Origin of the sequence: Breznakia blatticola (genome assembly GCF_004365815.1) — a bacterium.
Taxonomy (GTDB): domain Bacteria; phylum Bacillota_I; class Bacilli_A; order Erysipelotrichales; family Erysipelotrichaceae; genus Breznakia; species Breznakia blatticola.
In genome coordinates this window covers 1-21,309 of the sequence record NZ_SODD01000007.1, presented here as the reverse complement: position 1 = coordinate 21,309, position 21,309 = coordinate 1, and the positions used below count along the sequence as shown (strand labels likewise).

Here is a 21,309-nt window from a genome sequence, read left to right as displayed (position 1 = left end):
CTATCGTTTTACTCCCATAAATCCACGGTATGACTTAGCAGTCATTTGCCCTTTAAGTTGAGCAACCGTCTCCATTGCTACCCCAACAACAATGATTAGCCCTGTACCACCCATACGGATACTACTTGGTAAACTTTTCATAATCAATGGTGCTACGTTTGGCAACAAGGCGATGAATAATAATCCAATCGCTCCAAGAACTGTAATTCTTGATAACACCGTGTTGATGTAGTTTTTCGTTTCTTTACCAGGACGAATACCTGGAATGTACGTTCCGTTTTTACTTAAGTTGTCTGCAATTTTTTCAGGATCAACTTGAAGCTTTGTATAGAAGAACGTAAATAATACAATCAAGATTGCATAGATAACAAGCGATGTTGCACTTTGCATACCTAATAGGTTTTGCATCGTTTCCGTCCATCCACTTGCTTTAATAATATTATTATTTACTAGCAAAGATACAATTGTAACTGGAGCAATCATAATCGAGCTGGCAAAAATTACCGGGATTACACTTGCTGAGTTAATTTTTAATGGAAGATATGTCATATCTTTTCCACTTTTTTGTACAGTACTTGATGTGTATTGAATTGGAATTTTACGTACGGCTGTCTGCATAAAGATAACCAGTACAATAATAATTAGATACACTAATACAAATCCCACAAACGTCAGCACCCCTGAGAAGAATGAACTTCCATTGGCACCAGCTGTAAGTGTGCGGAATGCATTGATGAATTGGTAAGGCATATCACTAACAATACCTGCGAAGATAATGATAGAAACACCATTTCCAATACCATGCATTGAAATACGATCCGCAAGCCATAATAGGAACATGGTTCCTGCGGTAAATACAATTGCAACATATAGGAATCCAGCAGTACTTGAGTTTTCAAGTATACTTGTTCCATCTTGTCTTGTTAAGACTAATGTAGTTGTATATGCTTGTACGAAGCAAAGTACAACTGCTAAATATCTTGTGTATTTGTCGAGCTTTTTCTTTCCTGTTTGACCGGATTTTGATAGTTCTGTTAGGTGTGGAATTACGTCCATCGATAATAATTGAATAATAATTGATGCTGTAATGTAAGGTCCAACCCCTAATGCAAAGACCGATAGTTTATCAATGGCTCCCCCACCAAGTAGGTTCATCATATCTAAAATCGATTTTGTTTCAGACACTTGTGTTATATCTAAGCTTACGTTAGGTACAGGTATTTGTGCACCCATACGGTACACAAATAGTATCGCAATCGTAAACAGGATTTTTTTACGAATCTCTTTGTTCTTAAAGAATCCTGCAAACGTGGAAAACATATTAGATTACCTCTGCTTTCCCGCCTGCTTTTTCAATACTAGCAATAGCAGCTTTAGAAAATTTGTTAGCTTTTACAGTTAATTTCTTTTCTAGAGCACCTTCACCTAATACTTTAATTCCAGATAGTTCTTTTTTAACTAATCCAGTTTCAATTAGTAATTCAGGTGTTACTTCAACTCCATTATCGAACTTGTTTAATGCTTCAACATTAACAATTCCGTATTCTTTTCTAGTAAAGTTAGTGAATCCACGTTTTGGAAGTCTTCTTGCAAGAGGTGTTTGTCCCCCTTCAAATCCTAAACGAACTCCTCCACCAGAACGAGCGTTTTGTCCTTTGTGTCCTTTTCCAGCAGTTTTACCTTGACCAGATCCGTGACCACGTCCAAGACGTTTACGGTTTTTTCTAGCACCGTCGTTATATTTCATTTCATGTAATTTCATATGTGCACCCTCCTACTAACCACGAATCTCTTCTGGTTTTTTTCCACGAAGACGTGCAATATCTTCTACAGTTTTAAGTTCTTCTAAAGCTGTAATTGTCGCACGCACCATGTTAATTGGTGTACGTGAACCAAGACATTTAGTAAGGATATCCTTAACTCCTGCAACCTCTAGTACATCACGTACCGCACCACCGGCGATTACCCCTGTACCTTCTGTAGCTGGACGTAAGAATACGCTACCTGCACCGTAGTTTCCAGTAATTTCATGAGGAATTGTAGTTCCAACCATTGGTACTGTAAATACGTTTTTCTTAGCAGCTTCGACCGCTTTTTTGATTGCATCAGGAACTTCATTTGCTTTTCCTGTAGCGAATCCAACACGACCTTTACCATCACCGATTACAACTAAAGCAGAGAAACGGAAACGACGTCCCCCTTTAACTACTTTTGTAACACGATTAATTGTAACTACGCGTTCTTCGAATTCTTTTTCATTGCGATCTCTTCTTGGTTTTCTTTGTGGTCTACGGTCATTTCTCTTGAAGTTTTTCTTAGCTTCAGGAGCTGCCGCTTTTTCTTGAGTTGCTGGTGTAGCAGCTTCCACTTCAGGAGCTTTCACTTCTTCAACAACATTTGTTTCTTTGTTTTCCATCATGAGTTCCTCCTAAAATTTAAGCCCTGCTTCACGAGCAGCTTCGGCTAATGCTTTTACACGTCCATGGTAAACATATCCACCACGGTCGAATACTACATTTTCAATTTTCGCTTTGTTTGCTAACTCAGCGATTGTTTTACCAACTTGTTTAGCAGCTTCAACGTTACCACCGTTAGATAATTTCATTGATACTGAACTAGCTGATACTAAAGTTTTTCTGTTTTCGTCATCGATAATTTGTGCATGAATGTGTGCGTTTGAACGGAACACATTTAAACGTGGACATGTTGGAGTACCACTGATTTTTTTACGAACACGTACGTGACGACGTTTACGTTCTACATTTCTAGCTGTTTTGTTAATCATAATTGTGTCCTCCTATTATCCTTTCTTAGCAGCAGTCTTACCTTCTTTACGACGGATGTATTCACCTTTGTAGCGAATACCTTTTCCTTTGTAAGGTTCTGGTTTTCTTACTGCGCGAATGTTGGCTGCACATTCACCAACGCGTTGTTTATCGATTCCACTAATCTTAATAGCAGTTGGAGAACTAACTTCGCAAGTTAATCCTTCTTCGATTTCGATGTTAACTGGGTGTGAATACCCAACAATTAACTCAAGAACTTTTCCTTTAAGAGCGGCTTTAAATCCAATCCCTACTAGTTCTAAGTCTTTTTCGTAACCTTCGTGTACCCCAACGATCATGTTGTTTAATAAGGCACGAGTAGTTCCGTGTAATTGTTTTGTGTGTTTTTGTTCGTTTGCACGAGCAACTGTAATAATTTCTCCATCTTGTTTAATATCCATTAATGGAGAGAATTGGCGAGATAAAGTTCCTTTTGGACCTTTAACAGTCACCTCATTCGCTGCAGAAATACTTACTTCTACACCTGCAGGAACGGTAATCGCTTTATTTCCGATACGTGACATTACTTTTCCTCCGTAATTCTAGACTACCAAACGTAAGCGACTACTTCGCCACCAACGTTTTTAGCTCTAGCTTCTTTGTCAGTTAATAATCCATGGCTTGTTGAGATAATCGCAATTCCAAGTCCGTTTAATACACGTGGCATATCTTCTGCTTTTGTGTATACACGAAGTCCTGGAGAAGAGATTCTCTTAATTCCGTTGATTACTTTTTCATTGTTTGGTCCATACTTTAACGTTACAGTTAATGTTTTCTTAACGTCTCCATTAACTTCGTATTCTGTAATGAATCCTTCTGCTTTTAAGATTTTTGCAATCTCAACTTTTTCTTTGTTTGCAGGAATATCTACTGTTGTATGACGTGCTTGAATAGCATTTCTTACGCGTGTTAACATATCCGCAATTGGGTCTGTCATAATCATAATAACTATTCCTCCTTCTTACCAACTAGCCTTCTTTACACCAGGGATTTGACCTTTGTAAGCCAATTCTCTGAAGCAAATACGACATAATTTATATTTTCTTAATACTGAGTGAGGACGTCCACAACGTTCACAACGAGTGTATTCACGAACTTTAAATTTTTGCGGTTTTTGTGATTTTAAAATCATCGCTTTTTTAGCCATTAGTGTTGTCCTCCTTGTTTTCTGAAAGGCATACCCATTTCAGTTAATAATTCTTTTGCTTCTTCGTTAGTTTTAGCAGTTGTAACAATTACAACATCCATACCACGAAGTTTGTTTACTTTATCATAGTTGATTTCAGGGAAGATAATTTGTTCTTTAATCCCTAATGTGTAGTTTCCACGTCCATCAAATGCAGATGTTGAAACTCCACGGAAGTCACGTACACGAGGAAGTGTAAGGTTAACTAATTTGTATAAGAAGTCATACATCTTTTCTCCACGTAATGTAACTTTAGCACCAATTGGCATACCTTCTCTTAATTTATAGTTGGCAATTGATTTTTTCGCTTTTGTAACGACTGGTTTTAAACCAGTGATTTGTGTTAACTCAGCTACTGCTTCATCTAACACTTTAGGGTTAGCTACTGCTTCACCTAGTCCAATGTTTAATACAATTTTATCAATCTTTGGTACTTCCATTGCTGATTTGTATTCAAATTTTTTCATTAAAGCAGGACTAACTTCTTTAATGTATTTGTCATATAATGCATTATTTTCCATAAGTTGTTCCTCCTACTTTACAGCTTTTCCGCTCTTAGCGTAAACGCGAACTTTTTCGCCTTTTTCAACTTTATATTGAATACGAGAAGCTTTTTTTGCTTTTGCATCGTACGCCATTACGTTTGAAACGTGAATTGGGTGTTCGAATTCAGCAATTCCACCTTCAGGTTGTTCTTGTGTTGGTTTCAAGTGTTTTTTCTTCATGTTAACACCTTCAACGATTACTTTGTTTTCTTTAGGGAAAACTTTTTTAACTTCAGCTACAGTACCTTTGTCAGATCCTGTAATAACTTGAACCTTATCACCTTTTTTGATTTTCACAAAGATACCTCCTTTATAGTACTTCCGGAGCTAAAGACACTATTTTCATAAAGTCTTTCTCACGAAGTTCACGAGCCACTGGTCCAAAAATACGAGTACCACGTGGTGTGTTGTCATCTTTAATAATTACTACTGCGTTGTCATCGAACTTGATGTATGTTCCATTTTCTCTACGGATTCCGTAAACTGTACGAACGATAACGGCTTTTACAACGTCACCTTTTTTAACAGTTCCACCTGGAGTCGCTTGTTTAACAGTACATACAACGATATCACCGATGTTAGAGAATTTACGTTTTGATCCTCCTAAGTTACGAATAACCAAAACTTCTTTAGCACCCGTGTTGTCCGCTACGCGTAATCTACTTTCATTTTGAATCATAAAATTACCCTCCTAGACCTATAACACGACTGCTTTTTCAACGATTTCAACTAAACGGAAACGTTTTGTAGCACTTAATGGACGAGTTTCCATAATTAGTACTTTATCTCCGATTTTAGCTTCGTTGTTAGCATCATGTGCTTTAAACTTTTTTGAATATTTTACACGTTTCCCATATAAAGGATGCGTTTTCTTTGTTTCTACAAGAACTGTAATTGTCTTGTCCATTTTGTCAGACACTACTGTACCACGAAGTACTTTACGAGCGTTTCTTTCCATATCAGCACATCCTCCTATTCTGCAGCACGAGCGCGTTCGCCCATGACTGTCTTAATACGTGCAATTGTTTTCTTAATATCTTTCATACGAGCAGAGTTTTCTAATGCTCCTGTTGCTTGTTGAAAGCGAAGGTTGAAAAGTTCTTCTTTTAGTGTATCGATATCTTTTAGTAATTCATCATTACTTTTTTCTCTGATTTCTTTAGCTAACATAGTTTACTTTTCTCCTTTCTTAACGAATTTACATTTTACTGGAAGTTTGTGAGCTGCTAAACGGAATGCTTCACGTGCAACTTCTTCAGGAACTCCAGCGATTTCAAACATAATTGTTCCGGCTTTAACTACTGCTACCCAGCTATCTGGAGCACCTTTCCCAGAACCCATACGTACTTCTAGAGGTTTTGCTGTTCTTGCTAAGTGAGGGAAGATTTTGATCCAAACCTTACCACCACGTTTCATGTAACGTGTCATGGCAATACGAGCAGCCTCGATTTGACGGTTACTGATGTAGTTACCGTTATCAGCCATTAATCCGTATTCACCGAATGCGATGTCACGTCCTGCTTTTGCACGACCTTCATAGCTTAAACGGTGTGGTCTACGGTATTTTGTTCTTTTAGGCATTAACATAATTAATTACCTCCTTCAGTCTTAGCAGGTGCAGGTGCAGCTGCTGTTGCTGGTTTTGCTTGTTGTGCGTTACGGTTGCGGTTGTTGTTACGGTTATCGTTACGTCCACCACGGTTGTTACGTCCACCACGACGACGATCTCTCATGTCAGCTTTTGGAGCTTCTGGTTCTTGAACCATTTGTCCTGGTAATACTTCACCACGGCAGATCCAAACTTTAACTCCTAAACGACCGTAAGTCGTTGCAGCTTCTTCCCATGCGTAATCGATGTCAGCACGAAGTGTATGTAAAGGAACGTTTCCTTCAGAGTATCCTTCGCTACGAGCCATATCAGCTCCACCAAGACGACCAGAAACCATTGTTTTGATTCCTTTTGCCCCAGCACGCATTGTTTGTTGAATTGCACGTTTTTGTGCAGTTCTAAATGATGCACGGTTTTCAAGTTGGTCAGCAATGTTACGAGCTACCAATTTTGCATCTAAATAAGGGTTAGCAATTTCTAGTACTTTGATGAATACGTTTTTACCGTTTGTAAGCTTAACTAAAGCTTTTTTCAGTTTTTCAACGTTTTCACCACCGTTACCACCAATTACCATACCTGGCATTGCAGTTTTGATGATTACATCAACACGGCTTTTTGTTCTTTCGATTTCAACTTTAGAGACTTGAGCACTCTTAAGTTCTTTGAATAAATATTCACGGATTTTAACATCTTCTAACAATAAGTCAGCGTAATCTTTTTCTGCGAACCAACGTGATTCCCAATCTCTAATAACACCAACTCGTAATCCGATTGGACTTACTTTTTGACCCATGAGTTACCTCCTAATCTCTTTCCGCCACAACAACTGTGATGTGACTAGTACGTTTGTGGATTGCACTTGCAGATCCTTTAGCACGTGGCATGAAGCGTTTTAATGTAACACTTTCATCTGCATAACATGCTTTTACAAATAATTTTTCTTCATTTAAATCGTGATTGTTTACAGCGTTTGCTACGGCAGAGTTTAACACTTTACCAGCTGCTTCTGCAGCGAAGTTTGGTGTAAAACGTAAGATAGCTGCTGCTTCTTCTACATCTTTTCCACGGATAAGATCTAAAACTAATCTAGCTTTTCTTGGTGGAATACGTAGAGTTTTTGCTGTTGCTTTAACTTCCATTGTTAGTTCCTCCTCTATTTCGTTTTCTTATCGCTTCCGTGTCCAGAGTATTTTCTCGTTGGCACGAATTCACCTAATTTGTGACCTACCATGTCTTCTGTAACATAAACTGGTAAGTGTTCTTTACCATTGTAAACGGCAAAAGTGTGTTCCACGAATTGTGGAAAGATTGTTGATCTACGAGACCAAGTTTTAATTACTTCTTTTTTTCCAGACGCGTTAACTGCTTCCACTTTTTTCATTAAGTGATCATCACAGAATGGTCCTTTTTTAAGACTACGACTCATTTAACATGTTCCTCCTTTGCCTTATTTACTGTTACGACGACGAACGATCATTTTGTCCGAAGCATTTTTCTTTTTACGAGTAACAACACCCATAGCTTTTTTACCCCAAGGTGTCATTGGAGATTTACGTCCAATTGATGTACGTCCTTCCCCACCACCATGAGGGTGATCGTTAGGGTTCATTACTGATCCACGAACTGTTGGGCGAACACCTTTCCAGCGTGAACGACCAGCTTTACCAATATTTACTAAGCTGTGGTCTTCGTTTCCTACAACACCGATTGTTGCACGACAGTCAGCAGTTACACGACGAACTTCACCACTTGATAAACGTAATGTTACATATTTGTCTTCAAACCCAAGGATTTGCGCTGAACATCCAGCACTACGTGCAAGTTGTCCACCTTTTCCAGGTTTCATTTCCACGTTGTGTACAGTTGTACCTTCTGGAATGTCTTTCATTTGAAGTGCATTACCAACTTTAATGTCAGCGTTGCTTCCTGATTCAACTTTCGCTCCAACTTCTAATCCTTTTGGTGCAAGGATGTAGCGTTTTTCACCATCAGCGTAGTTTAATAACGCGATGTTAGCTGAACGGTTTGGATCGTATTCAATTGCAGCAACAGTTGCTGGAATTGCATCTTTGTTTCTTTTGAAATCGATAATTCTGTATAGTCTTTTGTGACCTCCACCTTTGTGGCGAGTAGTAATACGTCCTTGGTTGTTACGACCAGAATTTTTACTTAACGTTTCCGTTAAACTTTTTTCTGGAGTTGTTTTCGTAATTTCTTCGAACGTTAAACTTGTCATACCACGACGACCAGGTGTGGTTGGTTTATAAAATTTAATACCCATTTAACATGTTCCTCCTAACGCATTTTTTACCGAGAAATAGCGTGAATCTCCTCGTCTTATTCAGCAGAGAATAAGTTAATTTCTTGACCTTCTTTAATTGTAACGATGGCTTTACGAATTGCTTTTGTTTTTCCTTCGTATTTACCCATACGTTTTGCTTTTGGTCTAACGTTCATAATGTTAACTTTAACAACATCAACGTTGAAGATTTCTTCGATTGCTTGTTTAACCGCAGTCTTGTTTGCAGTTTTTGCAACTTCGAATGTGATTTTGTTTTCAGCATCCATAAATCTCATTGATTTTTCCGTGATGATTGGACGGATGATAATATCTCTAGCGTTATTCATTATCCAAGCACCTCCTCAACCTTTTTCATTGCAGCTTCTGTGAATACTAATTTGTTTGCATTTACGATATCGTAAACGTTGATTCCATCAGCAAGTAACATACTCATTGAGTCAATGTTACGTAATGATAAGAATGCATTTTCATAGTCTTCTGAGCTATCAACGACGAATAATGTTTTTCTTCCTGCACCAATGTTTGTAATGATTTCTTTGAAATCTTTAGTTTTTGGAGCAGCTAATTCGAATTTATCAACTACGATAATTTCTTTTTCGATTGCTTTTTCAGATAATACTGATTTTAAAGCTAAACGTCTAACTTTTTTGTTTAAGTTATATTTGTAACTTCTTGGTGTTGGACCGAATACAATTCCTCCACCTCTCCATTGAGGAGAACGGATAGATCCTTGACGCGCACGTCCAGTACCTTTTTGACGCCATGGTTTACGTCCACCACCACGAACTTCCGTACGGTTTTTCGTGTCAGCAGTTCCTTGACGTTTGCTTGCTTGTTGCATAACGATCGCGTCGAAGATTACTTGTTGGTTTGGTTCGATACCAAAGATTGCATCGTTTAATTCGATGTCTTTAACTTTATCACCTTTTTGGTTGATTACATTAATCTGTGCCATCGTCTACGCCTCCTTTGCTTCACTAGCTTCTACAGCTTGTTCTTCAACTAAAGCTTCTGCTTTAACTTCTTCTTCAACTTCGTAAGAAATTAATGTTTTTGCTTCTGTTTTGTCTTTTTTAACTGCGGCTTTTACCATAACAAACCCTTTTTTAGGTCCAGGCACGTTACCTTTAATTAATAGGTAGTTACCAGCTTCATTAACTTCGATAATTTCTAAGTTTTGGTTTGTTGTTTTGTATCCACCTTCTTGTCCAGCCATAACTGTACCTTTGTCGATTTTCCCTTTACGAGACGTAATCCCTCCAGTAGCTAATGAACCGATGTGACGGTGGTGTCCAGAACCGTGAGATTTTGGACCAATTTTTGCGTTGTTACGAACAACTGTTCCCATGAACCCTTTACCTTTTGAAGTACCAGTTACATCAACGATGTCTCCTGCTTCAAAGATTGAAACGCTAACAGCAGAACCTAATTCTAAGTCAGCCATGTCGCTTCCGCGGAATTCACGAACAAATTTCTTAGGTGCTGTGTTTACTTTTGCAGCGTGCCCTTTGCTAGCTTTTGTAGCTCTTTGTTCTTTAACATCTTCAAACCCTAATTGCACAGCTTCGTATCCATCGTTTTCCACTGTTTTCTTTTGTAGTACTACGTTTGGTGTAGCTTCAACTACAGTTACCGGAATAAGAACTCCGTCTTCAGTGAAAACTTGAGTCATTCCAATTTTACGTCCTAAAATACCTTTCATAGTTTTCACCTCCTATAATTTAATTTCGATGTCCACTCCGCTTGGCAATTCTAATCTTTGTAAAGAATCAATTGTTTCAGCAGTTGGCCCAACGATTTCGATTAAACGCTTGTGCGTTCTAACTTCGAATTGTTCACGTGAGTCTTTGTACTTATGTACCGCTCTCAAAATTGTTACCACTTGTTTTTCAGTTGGTAGTGGAACTGGACCAACGACTTTCTTCGCACCGTGAGATTGTGCTGATTTCACGATCTTTTCTGCAGATGCATCTAAGATTCTGTGTTCATACGCTTTTAGTCTAATACGTACACTGTTTTTTGCCATGATGTTCTCCTTTCATCTATATGAACTATAGACTCGCTCCATGTGAATTCCCCAACACACCACCTCATGACAACGGGTATCGGTGTGTCAGCAACCTCGCACTTCATTGCGGTCACGGTTAGTATTATAACCCTATAATACTGGGTTTGCAAGCATTTTCTTGATTATTTTTTTAGTCTTTTTTATGAATCTTTTTTGGACTATACATTCACAAAAATATCGATATTTTTCTAACTATATATGTAAGTTACTAAATGAAATCAACTTGACTTTATAAATGTCATTTCGATATGATATATCTCGTGGTGAACTACCCCCACTTAATCTAACGATTTAAAGTGTGAGCTTCGTGGAAACAGAGTGTACTTGATATTGTATCAGCGGTTGCTCCTATATACCCCACAGGTCTGTTCCTAGACCTTATTGTGTTTTATTCAATTATATAGCTAGTCCATGTTGATGGATATTCATTGCTGCATTGATATCACGGTCATGATAACTATGACAACTACTGCACTCCCATTCTCTTATGTGGAGCGCTTTTTTTGATTCCTTACTCCCACAGACATGACATATCTGTGTAGATGGATAGTATGGCTCGACTTCTTTGATTGACTTTCCATACCATTCTGCCTTGTATTTTAGTAAAGCAAGAAATTTTGTCCAACCTGCATCTGTGATTGCTTGTGCTAAATGACTTTCTAACATCTTCTTTACACTTAGTTTTTCAACACAAATTACATCGTGGTTTTTGATGAGATAGGTTGATAATTTATGTAAAAAATCATGACGTCGATTATAAATGCGTTTATGCAATCGAGCAATGGTTATTTTTAATTTTTGATAATTCTTAGCATCTTCTAATTTAATACCTTTGGCTTTTGCGATTTCAGCTTTTCGACTAAGTTTGCGTTGTAATTTCTGTAGTCGTTGCATATCTTTTTTTAAATACTTTGGGTTTTCAATCTTGGTACCATCAGAAAGAACAACGTAGTGATGTATACCCATATCAACACCTATGCTACTATTTGTTTTTGCAAATGCCTCTACTTCTGTTTCACATAGGATGGCTACATAATAGGCACCAGTTGCATCTTGACTAACTGTTGCACTCTTTATCTTTCCTGTATGTTCACGATGATAGTCCATCGAAACTACACCAACCTTTGGTAGTTTGATTCCTTGTTTATCAATAATGGCAATCGTCCCATTTTGATTATTTGTCGTATAACTGTTTCGATTACGATTCTTACTTTTGAACTTTGGATAACCTACAGTCTTTGAATTACGATAGAAATTTGTAAACGCACGACGTAGATGCATTTGTTCATTAGCCAGTGCCAAACTATCCACTTCTTTAAGATAGGGATAATCTTTCTTATACATTGCTGGTGTTGTTTCTTTTATTGGCGTAGCATCTTCGTGGTACTGCTTGTAACTGTTGATTCGATCATCTAACATCAAATTCCATATCTTACGAGCACAACCAAAAGTCTTCGCAAACATTTCTTTTTGCAAGTCATTTGGATAGATACGATATACGAATGCTTTTTTCACTTGTTTCATAGGTGGATAACTTATGCTTCTCCTTGTTTTTCAATATACTCCTTTATTGTGTCAATTGTGACACCACCAGTTGTTAGTAAGCAAAATGTTTTTGACCAAAACATTTCCTTCCATAGTTTGTCTTTGATTTCTGGGTGTTCTTTCTTTACCAAACGAGAACTAGCAGATTTATAAGCATTTAGAAACTTAGAAAGTTCACTGTTGGGATGTGCTTTAAACAAAATATGCACATGATCTGTTTCAAAGTTGAGTTCTTGCAACTTGATATGGTAGTTTTTAGCAATTCGAATAAAGTGGTTCTCTAATTCCTTAGCGATAGTTTCATCGATTACTTCTCTACGGTACTTAGTTGTAAGGATTAGATGGTAATATAGTGCGAACACCGAATGATTATTATTATCTAGTTTTATCATATATATAACCTCTAATGTAGAATGATATATCCTTCATACTGATTATACCATGTAGGAATATCACCAACAATAATTATCACACAATAATTCGCCTTACTGCTTGAAACAAAGGAGTCATTTATTTGTGTTAATAAAGACATAAGGTGTCATTCATCACCCACTTACTTATCGCCGTTGAAGTGGGCGACTTCTGACGCTAAAAGTTAAAAATAAGGAAACTATGAAAAAATTAATTACAGTATTATTAACAACATGTATGCTTTGCGTTTGTCAAAGCACGCCAGCAGAAAAGGAAGCGAAGATTTTTCCTAACGTACTAACAATCAAAGGAAACAATATTGTATTTGATGGGACACAAACCATTGATACATTAAAAGAATTAACACCATCTACTGCATATATGTATTCAGGGAAAATTCACAAGACTGACAAAACTGTGACTTTTGATGTAATGTATGATGATGGGTATTCTTCAATCGACATCACTCTTTCTACACCATGGTTAGGTGATGAAAGAAGTGTAGGAACTGAATACCAAAACGCTCTTGAAAATGGTACGATCGTTTCATTTACGATCGACTACCGCACACATGTAGTTGGAGCAGATACATTCTTCTACAATGGAGTTGATATTCGTGATATCGATGAAGACTTACTTGCTGAATGGTTGGATCAAGAAAAACCACTTCAAATTGATGGAAGCGCTAGAGCTGAATTGAAAACAGACAGCGGAACTGTACGCTTCTATATTGATAGTGATTCATCTACTATTGACTCAATCCAGTTCAATTAACAGCAAGCAAGCCACAAAGTAATAAATACACAAAAATGTACCTACCGGCTTTTTTTAACCAATAGGTACATTTTCTTTTCCTTATATATAATATATAGAGTTTCCTTTACATTCACACGATTTATTGATTTATTTACTTTTATATACTTTTCTTCCTATGTATGCAAGAATCAAACATGATACCCCTAATGCACAAATCATGATACACACATGCGCTATCTCATCATTAGTTGACAGTTGATTTGTGCTTTGTTGGTTTAAATCAAATTTTGTTGATTGTACACTTTTACTAGCATCATTATGTTTTTCTATCGCTACAATTTCTACTTTATTATATTTTACATGTTCTTGCTTTGCCGCTTTAATTTGTTGCGTATTTGTAAACATAGATACGAATATGATAATGACTGCTATAAATCGAATTCCCTTTTTCCCATACAATCCAATTCCTTTCTTTACACCCCATGTCTTTTAAACAAACATGTCGTTAACTTTTTCAGTTCTCCTTTCTCAGTACTAACTACGATCATGCATATTATATCTACACACGTTTCGTACTATATATCTTAGAAAAATTATTGCAATGCTCCTTTTAGCAACTCAAAGGTCATTGAATGTACATCATTTTTTTGTGATGTTTTACGAATGGTATGTGTCGTTTATGTAAAATATGTTTACAAAATTTGCCAATGAATTAATAAGTTTTAAGAAATCGAATAAAATCTATTGTGCAAATCATTATATCTTGTTAATATTTTATAGTGTGTTATATCGCGGGTATCTTTTACTAGAATATTAGAGTAAAGGAATTAGTATGAATAAAAAAATTTTATTAGTAAAACCATCGAGTACATACACCTCGAAATTAAAAGAAAGTATCGAATTATATGGACATAGTGTTGATTGTTCAACAAGCCCAATCCATGCCATTGCACTTTTTGCAAAGAAATCATATGACCTTGTAATCAGTGAGTATCAAATGAAGGAAATGGATGGAATCAGATTGATTCTAATTTTACGGGAAATGAAACCTTTTTTCCGCAGTATCATGTTGTCTTCATATCAAAGCGATGAAATCGAAATCAATACATTCGATCATGGAATTGATTTCTACTTTAATACCAATCGAAGTCACGTTGTCTTGACTACATATATTCATAAAGTGTTATGTAAAGATACGATTGAGCAAAATGAACAAGGTTACATGCTTTTTTCTACAAAAGAAGCGATTTCTATCGACACGGACAAACGACTTGTCTTTAAGGAAGAAAAACCAATACATGTCACAAACAAAGAGTTTGAATTGTTGTCTATGTTTCTTGAATATAAAGGCTCTGCTTTAAGTCGTGAAATCATCGCAAAACGGCTTTGGGTCACAGAAGTTGAGGATATTGATTTTCGCGTGATTGATGGACATGTCAAACGACTGCGTTCCAAACTGAACATTCAAGCAATATCGGCTATACGTAGTTATGGTTATATATGGAATGAATAGTTAATCACATCAAAAAGGATGGATTCCCATGATACTTGGGTTTCCATCCTTTTGTTTGAATCTTTTATTACACTCGTTTTGTGTATTTTTTTAATGCATTATCTAACACTGGAATTAAAATTAATCCAAGAATACATGTAGGAATCATATACGATGCATTATACGTTACAGATGCCCACCACTGTGTATCCCATACAAGAACACCTGACAAAGTACTACTCATAAAGCGGATAAGGTTTGTTGCTAAGATTCCAGTATAAAACCAGCCAATATTTGGCAATAGACAAGCAAGTCCATATACTGAGAACGCAATTCCGTAATCAAGCAAGAATCCAATTAAATCCGGTGTATACATTGGACCTGTAATAAATTGAGCCAAAATGGATACACAAGAAACCATTAAACCTTTTTGCCATCCTAAGTGATAGCTTGCCATCAATAAGGCAATCGTCGAAATCCCTAGAGATCCTCCTCGTGGCATTTGTAAAATCGATAGCATATTGGTCATATAATCTAAGACCATAAACAACGCTACATAAAACGCCATAAATACAAGTTCTAAAACACTGCTCTTTTTCATAAAAAAAACACCTCCATAATGAAACGGCAGGCGTAGTGATATATCATATCGATAGACTCCCTACGCTAGCATTAACTAGATCAGGTCATAAGGGACCGTACTTTCGTACATCTCAGCGTCCACCGTAATGGATAGCGCCCCTGTCTGAACTTCCTTTATTATATGGCATGTCTAGCAAAATCGCAATAACGATTTACTAGACATATCTATATTTCAATACTTTAGAACATGAAATCATCTGGTGTATTGTATCTATCAATTTCATTGAGCCAAATTGCTTTTCTTTCACGTATGGTACTTAGCAATTCTTCGTATGTCTCTTTTGATACAAGATTTCTTTCACACATATAACCATAAAACTTTTTCAAACTTGTGAAGTTTTGTTTATAACTTGCAGGAGTTGACCACATAGCTTTGCGTTTGAACCAATCCATAAAAAATTCATCAACGTGTTCTACTCCATCTTTCATCTTCACTACCTCATAATAATTGAGATAATCATTCAAGTAGAAATCCATGTTATATACATGCTTGTAACTCATTTTTTCGCTAAGTCCATTAGCAATCAAATACTTAAGAAAATCTTGTAAATATTTCTCATTTACTTTTACATTTTTCTCTCGGTTTTCTTCATACATCATACAATTCTTTCCTTTCTTTTATTATAAACATGCATTGCATATGCATATGCTGTAAAAAATGCAATTAGATAGAAAACATCAAAACTCGTATTTACGACAATCAAATTGTGCAACACATGATAAACGATACAAGGAATGATACTTTTTGCATTATAACGTATGTACGAAAACATTAATGACACTGTAAAATAGAACATCATCGAACTTAGTAAATAGAATACTAACTCATTATTGACACTTGAAATTTCAGTCAAACTGCCTATGTGTGCAATCGTAAATAGAATCGCTGTTCCAAAAAGTGTCACTAAATTTCCATAAGGTAGTAATGCACGATAAATTATCCCACGAAATATGACTTCTTCAATAATTGCTATGAGAAAGATCTCAATTAACACCATAATCCACATTGTTACATCCATAGGCGCATATGGTTGCATAGTAAGAAAAATTACAAGTAACAAACCAACAATTGGTAAGAAGTAAAAGCAATCAACAAATCCTTCTTTCTGCATTTTAACAAATCCCAGTTCATGAAAGCTCACCTTTTTCACACGCATCCAGAGGGCAATCAAAAACAACATTATTGCATTAGGTAAAATTCTACTATTTATCAACATCTGTTTGATATCTAGTGGTTCACTAATAAATTTTGTCACAATACATGCAAAATATAATCGATACACAAGTAGCAACACAAACACAAGCAGCAAACACTTACTGAACGTTTTTATAAATTTATTCATATCCCTATTATACGTAATTTTAGTGAAAACCAAAAGAAAAAGTAACCAACATCTATCAGTTACTTTATCAATTGAAATTCTTTCTTTATTTTGTGTACTTGGAATACTTGAATCAAAGCAACTAAGACAAAACTCACATCGAATGGAGTTCGTATCAATACACTTAGTACCAACGATACAAATAACACTGGATAATCTAGTGTGTAATACGCTTTAGGAAACTTATGCTTTTCAACAAGTTTACGTTTACCGATTAAGTTCTTAAATAAAACCCATGCTCCAAAGATCGGAAAGATGACATCCACAGAGAAACTAACGATATAATTCTCATTTAGCCATGCTTTCACAAATTGCAAGATAAGTAAACTTGCTACCGCAATCCACATACATAGAATACGGTAGTGTTCATAATCTTGTTTAATCTCATCTTCACTTACTTGATGGAGTCGTCCGCTGTTTTTTAGTTGACTGATATACGTCTTTAAACTTTTCGGTAAAGTTTTTCCTGCTTTGATATCTTCAAGCGTTAGACGCAAATAATCATATGCTTGTTCACGATACTCTTTATTAGAGAAAAGCAGTTGTTCCACTGATTCAAGTTGTGCTTTTTGTTTAGGCTCAAGTGCTTGTTTTTCTGATTCATAGGCTTCGATCATTCTTTGATCCATTAGCCGACCTGTACACCTTCATCACTTACAATCATGTTTGTACTAAAGAATGCTTTACAAGCATCAATCATATGTTGTGGATCTTTTGCTCCTGCACTTTCATAACTTGAGTGCATAGCTAGTTGTGCAAGTCCTAAATCAACTGCCAACATCCCTACGTTTGTTGATGAAATACTTCCAAGTGTACTCCCTCCAGGCATATCGCTACGATTTGCATATGGTTGGTATGGAATATTGTTTTCCTTACATAAAGACATAAATGCTGCAGCACTTAATCCATCTGTTGTATATTTTTGATTCGCATTATATTTAATAACAACTCCACCATTTAATACTGGATGGTTATTTTTGTCTGAAAACTCTGGATGATTTGGATGAATGGCATGTCCATTATCCACAGAAAGCATGAAGCTTTTTGCGACTGCTTGATAATAGTCTTCACTTGTATATCCTAAATTTGTAACTACGCGTTGTAATACATCGTATAATAACGTTCCGCCTGCTCCCATACGAGTTGCAGATCCAACTTCTTCATTATCGAATACGCTGTATACATTAATTGCTTGATCATTTTTACCAGCGATAAATCCTTGTAAAGTTGTAAATGCACTTTGTAAGTTATCGATTTTACCAGATGCAATAAATTCATTATTGTAACCAAATGTTGTTGGTTTTGTTCGATTGTATAAATACATATCATGACTTACGACATCTTCAACCTTTACTCCAGCTGCTTGGGCAATCATTTTTAGATACATCGCATCATCTTTATTATCCATTGCTAATAAAGGCATCAAATCAATTTGATTGTTGTATTTGTATCCATTGTTTGCTTCACGGTTTAAGTGAATTGCCACATTTGGAATGATTAATAGATCACGGTCAATGTCTATAAGTTTGCTTACGACTTTATTTCCTTCTTTTACAAGAACGCGTCCAGCTAATGACAATGGACGATCAAACCAAGGAGCAATTAACATTCCTCCATATCCTTCTGTATTTAATTGTACATATGGTCCTGCTTTTAATTGGGCATGTTCTTTTACTTTCCATGTTGGTGAATCTGAGTGGGCTGCACTTACTTGGAAATGTAAGTCATCAATTTGTTCACCAACTTGGAATGCAATAATGGCAGATCCATTTCTTGTTGTATAGTACTTACCACCTTTTTTTAGATCCCAACGGTCTTGTTCTTTCAATTCTACATAATTATTTGTATCTAATATTTGTTTAATCTCATGAATGGCATGAAATTGTGTTTTACTTTTTTCTAAAAAGTGTAATAGTTCTTTATTGTCTGACATATAAAGCACCTTCCTTTCATTTGTGATTATATCACTTATTATGCTTTCAATCTATTGACTCTACCTAGAAAAAGCGTGAGGTCATCCCCCACGCTTTTATTATGCTTGTTTATTTCTTTCTTCACGTCTAGCAAAGGCTGGCATAATCAATCCAAGACCTAGTAGAACTAGTGGAGTAACAACATTCATTGCAATTTGTCCAATGTCTCCTTTAAACATACCTAGTAAACATGCAAAGGCAGTAAATAAGAAACACCATGCTCCAATCATCATACCGATTGTTTTACTTTTTGTCAGTTTGTATTCACTATCGAATTTTGAACCTGCTTTCTTAAGTGCCATGTAGGCAACAAATACCCATAGATAACGTAGAGGCATTGCCACAGAGTTCAATTGAATCAATCCTTTATACATACTGTTTACATCACCTGGTAATAATCCTGGAACGATAATTAAGACACTTACGATAATGACAACCATCTTCACTCCATTTGTATACACCCCTTTGGCATTTTGTTTTGTTAACCAACTTGGAATGTAATGTGGATTTGCTGAATCAAGTAACATACGTAATGGTGCATCAATTGATACGATAAGTACAGACAATTGCCCAATCATGTTACATAAAGCAAATACGATTAAGAATAAGTTACCAACATGGTAGTACTCACCTAATAATTGGAAACAGTAATATGCACCATTTAACATTAAGTCTTGTGGTGGATTTGCAGGGTCAAACATCATACCCATGGAAATCGTACCTAGAATGGCACAAGCTGCAACCATCAAGGCTAAGAAAATCATACCTTTAGGGAATCCTTTGGCAGGATCACTCATTTTATTAACATATGGTGAGATTCTTTCACAACCACCAACCGCAAATACTAAAATCGAGAAACTCGTTAAATACTTCCAGTCAAAAGTTGGAATGAAACTATCCAAACTCCAATCAATTGCATGAATACGGTCTGGTGCAATTGCAGGAGCTGCAACCATTAATAATATATATAGTAATGACATCACAAACATACTACTTCCAGCAATTGTTGCTAAATTTTTTAATGGGTTAATACCCTGTAAAGTAATCCAAGCAAAAATTAAGAAGATGATAAGACAACCAATCTGTAATAAGATGGGGCTCATATTGTTTGTCAAATCTGGACTTTGTGTTACCGCCCAACTTAATGCAACAAGCGCACTTTGTGGCTTTTGTGAAATGTATGGCATATGGACAATCCAATATGTCCATCCTGCATAATACGCAACTTTTGGTGATATTGTTTCTTGAATCCAAGAACTTACACCTCCACCAAGGTTTTTGAATGCTGAACCCATTTCTCCAACCATTAGTGCATATGGCACAAAATACAATGCAAAGATTAAGACCCAAGCAACGATTGCTTTCAATCCATCGTACTCTGAAAAACCGTTCACAACATTGGCAAATCCCCACACAGATGAGAACGCCATGAAGGCAAGGTTATACCATTTAATTTTTTTGATTTTTCCCATAATTCCTCCTTTTTGAACCCTATTATTATATCCCTAAAAAATCAATTACACAATGAATCTTAACTTATATTATAATAACTAAAATGCATGCTTTCTACAATTATAACGAACGACAAAAACCATAAAATATGTCCCCATTTTAGATCGTTAACACATCTACAATAGGGTAGAGGGAAAGTAAAATCTTTCGCCCCTCCCATTGCACCGTACGTACGGTTCTCGTATACGGCGCTACATATGTATTAAACACGACTATCTTAGATAGTACTGAAGAGGATTGACCAACCCTGGTCTATCCTTTTTCTTTACTGCTAGAGCTTTTGGACTTAGGATAAAATTTACTATATCCATTCCACACCTCCGATACCAACCCAACCTTGAGTTTGCAACCTTAAATATTTCTTCATGTTTGAAATTAAAGCGTTGTGCTCGGTTTAATCTTTCTAGATTTATATAGATTCGTTTTGGTTTCTTCCATTGCTTTATGATTATGACTCTTATCTTGTGTCGTAACCATCCACCAAATTCTTCAAGGAAAGTTTTCATACTTCCAATACGAAAGTAGTTTATCCATCCCCTAACGATTTGATTTACTCTTGTAAATGTTATTGCCAATGGTCTTGATGTTGCATGTTTTCTGAGGAGTACTTCCTTCAGTTTCGCGTATAGATTTGCTTTCCTATCATCAGTAGGTTTACATTTCCATTTGGGACCATTTTTGAAAAACGTGAAGCCTAGAAATTGACTTCTTGTTGGTCTCACGATTTTCGTTTTCGTCGCATTCACTTTTAAGAATAATTTCCTTTCTAGCCACGATGTGATTGACTTCATTACTCTATTTGCTGCCATTTCACTCTTTACGAATATATTACAGTCATCGGCATATCTTACAAATCGCAAACCTCTTTCCTCCAACTCTTTGTCAAATGTGTCCAAATAGATATTTGATAAGATTGGGCTTAATGGACCACCTTGCGGTACTCCTTCTTGGCTCGGACTTATAAGTTGTTAAACATCAAATAGATATGACTAGAAAAACAAAGAAAAAGTCATTTTATTATTTCCATTGAGATAATCTTGGAAACTATAAATTGACTTTTT

General features: G+C 36.2%; 33 protein-coding genes and 1 riboswitch. Of the genes, 2 read left to right on the top strand and 31 right to left on the bottom strand.

Annotated features, from left to right (window positions below; translation table 11 throughout):
- The 23 genes from secY to tnpA all read right to left on the bottom strand — a co-directional run bounded on the left by secY (position 1) and on the right by tnpA (position 12,469).
- The gene (gene secY, locus EDD63_RS03295; protein ID WP_134168457.1) at positions 1 to 1,320 is read right to left on the bottom strand and encodes a preprotein translocase subunit SecY; all 1,320 of its coding nucleotides are present in this window, start codon (positions 1,318 to 1,320) and stop codon (positions 1 to 3) included.
- A 1-nt stretch (position 1,321) separates the two neighbouring features.
- Complete coding sequence (gene rplO, locus EDD63_RS03290) at positions 1,322 to 1,762, bottom strand: 50S ribosomal protein L15 (protein ID WP_134168455.1); 441 nt, start codon at positions 1,760 to 1,762, stop codon at positions 1,322 to 1,324.
- Positions 1,763 to 1,777: 15 nt separating this feature from the next.
- On the bottom strand, positions 1,778 to 2,368 hold the full coding sequence (gene rpsE / locus EDD63_RS03285) for a 30S ribosomal protein S5 (RefSeq protein WP_279586076.1): 591 nt from the start codon (positions 2,366 to 2,368) through the stop codon (positions 1,778 to 1,780).
- Between the two features lie 60 nt (positions 2,369 to 2,428).
- Positions 2,429 to 2,785, bottom strand: a complete 357-nt coding sequence (gene rplR / locus EDD63_RS03280; protein ID WP_134168453.1) for a 50S ribosomal protein L18 — start codon at positions 2,783 to 2,785, stop codon at positions 2,429 to 2,431.
- A 15-nt stretch (positions 2,786 to 2,800) separates the two neighbouring features.
- Entirely contained in the window at positions 2,801 to 3,349 is a 549-nt protein-coding gene (rplF, locus tag EDD63_RS03275; protein ID WP_134168451.1) for a 50S ribosomal protein L6, read from the bottom strand.
- Positions 3,350 to 3,372: 23 nt separating this feature from the next.
- Positions 3,373 to 3,768 carry a 30S ribosomal protein S8 gene (gene rpsH / locus EDD63_RS03270; protein ID WP_067425848.1) on the bottom strand — a complete coding sequence of 132 codons (396 nt, stop codon included), beginning with the start codon at positions 3,766 to 3,768 and terminating at the stop codon, positions 3,373 to 3,375.
- Positions 3,769 to 3,786: 18 nt separating this feature from the next.
- Positions 3,787 to 3,972 (bottom strand): type Z 30S ribosomal protein S14, encoded by a 186-nt coding sequence (locus EDD63_RS03265; RefSeq protein WP_134168449.1) that lies wholly within the window; start codon positions 3,970 to 3,972, stop codon positions 3,787 to 3,789.
- Positions 3,972 to 4,532 (bottom strand): 50S ribosomal protein L5, encoded by a 561-nt coding sequence (gene rplE / locus EDD63_RS03260; protein ID WP_134168447.1) that lies wholly within the window; start codon positions 4,530 to 4,532, stop codon positions 3,972 to 3,974. The genes EDD63_RS03265 and rplE overlap by 1 nt, the downstream gene beginning before the upstream one ends.
- A gap of 12 nt (positions 4,533 to 4,544) precedes the next feature.
- Positions 4,545 to 4,853, bottom strand: coding sequence for a 50S ribosomal protein L24 (gene rplX / locus EDD63_RS03255; protein WP_134168445.1), 309 nt, complete (start codon positions 4,851 to 4,853; stop codon positions 4,545 to 4,547).
- 13 nt (positions 4,854 to 4,866) lie between these two features.
- On the bottom strand, positions 4,867 to 5,235 hold the full coding sequence (gene rplN / locus EDD63_RS03250; RefSeq protein ID WP_067425836.1) for a 50S ribosomal protein L14: 369 nt from the start codon (positions 5,233 to 5,235) through the stop codon (positions 4,867 to 4,869).
- An 18-nt stretch (positions 5,236 to 5,253) separates the two neighbouring features.
- Positions 5,254 to 5,514 carry a 30S ribosomal protein S17 gene (gene rpsQ / locus EDD63_RS03245; protein ID WP_134168443.1) on the bottom strand — a complete coding sequence of 87 codons (261 nt, stop codon included), beginning with the start codon at positions 5,512 to 5,514 and terminating at the stop codon, positions 5,254 to 5,256.
- A gap of 14 nt (positions 5,515 to 5,528) precedes the next feature.
- The gene (gene rpmC, locus EDD63_RS03240) at positions 5,529 to 5,726 is read right to left on the bottom strand and encodes a 50S ribosomal protein L29 (protein WP_067425830.1); all 198 of its coding nucleotides are present in this window, start codon (positions 5,724 to 5,726) and stop codon (positions 5,529 to 5,531) included.
- A 3-nt stretch (positions 5,727 to 5,729) separates the two neighbouring features.
- A complete protein-coding gene (rplP, locus tag EDD63_RS03235; protein WP_067425828.1) occupies positions 5,730 to 6,143 on the bottom strand; it encodes a 50S ribosomal protein L16 in 414 nt (137 codons plus the stop codon).
- 2 nt (positions 6,144 to 6,145) lie between these two features.
- Entirely contained in the window at positions 6,146 to 6,958 is an 813-nt protein-coding gene (gene rpsC / locus EDD63_RS03230; RefSeq protein ID WP_067425825.1) for a 30S ribosomal protein S3, read from the bottom strand.
- A 10-nt stretch (positions 6,959 to 6,968) separates the two neighbouring features.
- The gene (rplV, locus tag EDD63_RS03225) at positions 6,969 to 7,304 is read right to left on the bottom strand and encodes a 50S ribosomal protein L22 (protein WP_134168441.1); all 336 of its coding nucleotides are present in this window, start codon (positions 7,302 to 7,304) and stop codon (positions 6,969 to 6,971) included.
- 14 nt (positions 7,305 to 7,318) lie between these two features.
- The gene (gene rpsS, locus EDD63_RS03220) at positions 7,319 to 7,591 is read right to left on the bottom strand and encodes a 30S ribosomal protein S19 (RefSeq protein ID WP_067425820.1); all 273 of its coding nucleotides are present in this window, start codon (positions 7,589 to 7,591) and stop codon (positions 7,319 to 7,321) included.
- A 21-nt stretch (positions 7,592 to 7,612) separates the two neighbouring features.
- Positions 7,613 to 8,446 (bottom strand): 50S ribosomal protein L2, encoded by an 834-nt coding sequence (rplB, locus tag EDD63_RS03215; RefSeq protein WP_134168439.1) that lies wholly within the window; start codon positions 8,444 to 8,446, stop codon positions 7,613 to 7,615.
- A gap of 56 nt (positions 8,447 to 8,502) precedes the next feature.
- Positions 8,503 to 8,793 carry a 50S ribosomal protein L23 gene (gene rplW / locus EDD63_RS03210; protein ID WP_134168437.1) on the bottom strand — a complete coding sequence of 97 codons (291 nt, stop codon included), beginning with the start codon at positions 8,791 to 8,793 and terminating at the stop codon, positions 8,503 to 8,505.
- Complete coding sequence (rplD, locus tag EDD63_RS03205; protein WP_134168435.1) at positions 8,793 to 9,422, bottom strand: 50S ribosomal protein L4; 630 nt, start codon at positions 9,420 to 9,422, stop codon at positions 8,793 to 8,795. Before rplD ends, rplW begins: the two co-directional genes overlap by 1 nt.
- 3 nt (positions 9,423 to 9,425) lie before the next feature.
- The gene (gene rplC / locus EDD63_RS03200; protein WP_134168433.1) at positions 9,426 to 10,169 is read right to left on the bottom strand and encodes a 50S ribosomal protein L3; all 744 of its coding nucleotides are present in this window, start codon (positions 10,167 to 10,169) and stop codon (positions 9,426 to 9,428) included.
- Between the two features lie 12 nt (positions 10,170 to 10,181).
- Complete coding sequence (gene rpsJ, locus EDD63_RS03195) at positions 10,182 to 10,493, bottom strand: 30S ribosomal protein S10 (protein WP_067425805.1); 312 nt, start codon at positions 10,491 to 10,493, stop codon at positions 10,182 to 10,184.
- Between the two features lie 438 nt (positions 10,494 to 10,931).
- Entirely contained in the window at positions 10,932 to 12,059 is a 1,128-nt protein-coding gene (gene tnpB, locus EDD63_RS03190) for an IS200/IS605 family element RNA-guided endonuclease TnpB (RefSeq protein WP_134168431.1), read from the bottom strand.
- An 11-nt stretch (positions 12,060 to 12,070) separates the two neighbouring features.
- Complete coding sequence (gene tnpA, locus EDD63_RS03185; protein WP_134168564.1) at positions 12,071 to 12,469, bottom strand: IS200/IS605 family transposase; 399 nt, start codon at positions 12,467 to 12,469, stop codon at positions 12,071 to 12,073.
- Positions 12,470 to 12,692: 223 nt separating this feature from the next.
- Between tnpA and EDD63_RS03180 the strand changes: the two genes are divergently transcribed.
- Entirely contained in the window at positions 12,693 to 13,265 is a 573-nt protein-coding gene (locus EDD63_RS03180; RefSeq protein WP_134168429.1) for a hypothetical protein, read from the top strand.
- A 129-nt stretch (positions 13,266 to 13,394) separates the two neighbouring features.
- Here EDD63_RS03180 and EDD63_RS03175 read toward each other — a convergent pair whose 3' ends face one another.
- Complete coding sequence (locus EDD63_RS03175) at positions 13,395 to 13,706, bottom strand: hypothetical protein (RefSeq protein ID WP_134168427.1); 312 nt, start codon at positions 13,704 to 13,706, stop codon at positions 13,395 to 13,397.
- A 373-nt stretch (positions 13,707 to 14,079) separates the two neighbouring features.
- Here EDD63_RS03175 and EDD63_RS03170 point away from each other — a divergent pair, with 373 nt between their 5' ends.
- Complete coding sequence (locus EDD63_RS03170; protein WP_134168425.1) at positions 14,080 to 14,760, top strand: response regulator transcription factor; 681 nt, start codon at positions 14,080 to 14,082, stop codon at positions 14,758 to 14,760.
- 67 nt (positions 14,761 to 14,827) lie between these two features.
- Here EDD63_RS03170 and EDD63_RS03165 read toward each other — a convergent pair whose 3' ends face one another.
- The 7 genes from EDD63_RS03165 to EDD63_RS03135 all read right to left on the bottom strand — a co-directional run bounded on the left by EDD63_RS03165 (position 14,828) and on the right by EDD63_RS03135 (position 21,210).
- A complete protein-coding gene (locus EDD63_RS03165) occupies positions 14,828 to 15,340 on the bottom strand; it encodes an energy-coupled thiamine transporter ThiT (protein ID WP_134168423.1) in 513 nt (170 codons plus the stop codon).
- 40 nt (positions 15,341 to 15,380) lie between these two features.
- A riboswitch (TPP riboswitch) is annotated at positions 15,381 to 15,492 on the bottom strand.
- A 69-nt stretch (positions 15,493 to 15,561) separates the two neighbouring features.
- Positions 15,562 to 15,981, bottom strand: coding sequence for a recombinase (locus EDD63_RS03160; RefSeq protein ID WP_134168421.1), 420 nt, complete (start codon positions 15,979 to 15,981; stop codon positions 15,562 to 15,564).
- On the bottom strand, positions 15,978 to 16,724 hold the full coding sequence (locus EDD63_RS03155) for a CPBP family intramembrane glutamic endopeptidase (protein WP_134168419.1): 747 nt from the start codon (positions 16,722 to 16,724) through the stop codon (positions 15,978 to 15,980). Before EDD63_RS03155 ends, EDD63_RS03160 begins: the two co-directional genes overlap by 4 nt.
- 59 nt (positions 16,725 to 16,783) lie before the next feature.
- Positions 16,784 to 17,392 (bottom strand): hypothetical protein, encoded by a 609-nt coding sequence (locus EDD63_RS03150; protein ID WP_134168417.1) that lies wholly within the window; start codon positions 17,390 to 17,392, stop codon positions 16,784 to 16,786.
- Positions 17,392 to 18,696: a M18 family aminopeptidase gene (locus tag EDD63_RS03145; RefSeq protein ID WP_134168415.1), complete on the bottom strand. Its 1,305-nt coding sequence runs from the start codon at positions 18,694 to 18,696 to the stop codon at positions 17,392 to 17,394. Before EDD63_RS03145 ends, EDD63_RS03150 begins: the two co-directional genes overlap by 1 nt.
- A 99-nt stretch (positions 18,697 to 18,795) precedes the next feature.
- Complete coding sequence (locus EDD63_RS03140) at positions 18,796 to 20,208, bottom strand: APC family permease (RefSeq protein WP_134168413.1); 1,413 nt, start codon at positions 20,206 to 20,208, stop codon at positions 18,796 to 18,798.
- 252 nt (positions 20,209 to 20,460) lie between these two features.
- On the bottom strand, positions 20,461 to 21,210 hold the full coding sequence (locus EDD63_RS03135; protein WP_134168411.1) for a reverse transcriptase domain-containing protein: 750 nt from the start codon (positions 21,208 to 21,210) through the stop codon (positions 20,461 to 20,463).
- Positions 21,211 to 21,309: the final 99 nt, after the last annotated feature.

Excerpts from the sequence above, each read along its gene's own strand:
- secY (WP_134168457.1), bottom strand. The coding sequence starts at position 1,320 with ATGTTTTCCACGTTTGCAGGATTCTTTAAGAACAAAGAGATTCGTAAA.
- rplO (WP_134168455.1), bottom strand. The coding sequence starts at position 1,762 with ATGAAATTACATGAAATGAAATATAACGACGGTGCTAGAAAAAACCGT.
- rplR (WP_134168453.1), bottom strand. The coding sequence starts at position 2,785 with ATGATTAACAAAACAGCTAGAAATGTAGAACGTAAACGTCGTCACGTA.
- rplF (WP_134168451.1), bottom strand. The coding sequence starts at position 3,349 with ATGTCACGTATCGGAAATAAAGCGATTACCGTTCCTGCAGGTGTAGAA.
- rpsH (WP_067425848.1), bottom strand. The coding sequence starts at position 3,768 with ATGATTATGACAGACCCAATTGCGGATATGTTAACACGCGTAAGAAAT.
- EDD63_RS03265 (WP_134168449.1), bottom strand. The coding sequence starts at position 3,972 with ATGGCTAAAAAAGCGATGATTTTAAAATCACAAAAACCGCAAAAATTT.
- rplE (WP_134168447.1), bottom strand. The coding sequence starts at position 4,532 with ATGGAAAATAATGCATTATATGACAAATACATTAAAGAAGTTAGTCCT.
- rplN (WP_067425836.1), bottom strand. The coding sequence starts at position 5,235 with ATGATTCAAAATGAAAGTAGATTACGCGTAGCGGACAACACGGGTGCT.
- rpsQ (WP_134168443.1), bottom strand. The coding sequence starts at position 5,514 with ATGGAAAGAAACGCTCGTAAAGTACTTCGTGGTACAGTAGTGTCTGAC.
- rpmC (WP_067425830.1), bottom strand. The coding sequence starts at position 5,726 with ATGTTAGCTAAAGAAATCAGAGAAAAAAGTAATGATGAATTACTAAAA.
- rplP (WP_067425828.1), bottom strand. The coding sequence starts at position 6,143 with ATGTTAATGCCTAAAAGAACAAAATACCGTAGACCACACCGTTTAAGC.
- rpsC (WP_067425825.1), bottom strand. The coding sequence starts at position 6,958 with ATGGGTCAAAAAGTAAGTCCAATCGGATTACGAGTTGGTGTTATTAGA.
- rplV (WP_134168441.1), bottom strand. The coding sequence starts at position 7,304 with ATGGAAGTTAAAGCAACAGCAAAAACTCTACGTATTCCACCAAGAAAA.
- rpsS (WP_067425820.1), bottom strand. The coding sequence starts at position 7,591 with ATGAGTCGTAGTCTTAAAAAAGGACCATTCTGTGATGATCACTTAATG.
- rplB (WP_134168439.1), bottom strand. The coding sequence starts at position 8,446 with ATGGGTATTAAATTTTATAAACCAACCACACCTGGTCGTCGTGGTATG.
- rplW (WP_134168437.1), bottom strand. The coding sequence starts at position 8,793 with ATGAATAACGCTAGAGATATTATCATCCGTCCAATCATCACGGAAAAA.
- rplD (WP_134168435.1), bottom strand. The coding sequence starts at position 9,422 with ATGGCACAGATTAATGTAATCAACCAAAAAGGTGATAAAGTTAAAGAC.
- rplC (WP_134168433.1), bottom strand. The coding sequence starts at position 10,169 with ATGAAAGGTATTTTAGGACGTAAAATTGGAATGACTCAAGTTTTCACT.
- rpsJ (WP_067425805.1), bottom strand. The coding sequence starts at position 10,493 with ATGGCAAAAAACAGTGTACGTATTAGACTAAAAGCGTATGAACACAGA.
- tnpB (WP_134168431.1), bottom strand. The coding sequence starts at position 12,059 with ATGAAACAAGTGAAAAAAGCATTCGTATATCGTATCTATCCAAATGAC.
- EDD63_RS03180 (WP_134168429.1), top strand. The coding sequence starts at position 12,693 with ATGAAAAAATTAATTACAGTATTATTAACAACATGTATGCTTTGCGTT.
- EDD63_RS03170 (WP_134168425.1), top strand. The coding sequence starts at position 14,080 with ATGAATAAAAAAATTTTATTAGTAAAACCATCGAGTACATACACCTCG.
- EDD63_RS03165 (WP_134168423.1), bottom strand. The coding sequence starts at position 15,340 with ATGAAAAAGAGCAGTGTTTTAGAACTTGTATTTATGGCGTTTTATGTA.
- EDD63_RS03160 (WP_134168421.1), bottom strand. The coding sequence starts at position 15,981 with ATGATGTATGAAGAAAACCGAGAGAAAAATGTAAAAGTAAATGAGAAA.
- EDD63_RS03155 (WP_134168419.1), bottom strand. The coding sequence starts at position 16,724 with ATGAATAAATTTATAAAAACGTTCAGTAAGTGTTTGCTGCTTGTGTTT.
- EDD63_RS03150 (WP_134168417.1), bottom strand. The coding sequence starts at position 17,392 with ATGGATCAAAGAATGATCGAAGCCTATGAATCAGAAAAACAAGCACTT.
- EDD63_RS03145 (WP_134168415.1), bottom strand. The coding sequence starts at position 18,696 with ATGTCAGACAATAAAGAACTATTACACTTTTTAGAAAAAAGTAAAACA.
- EDD63_RS03140 (WP_134168413.1), bottom strand. The coding sequence starts at position 20,208 with ATGGGAAAAATCAAAAAAATTAAATGGTATAACCTTGCCTTCATGGCG.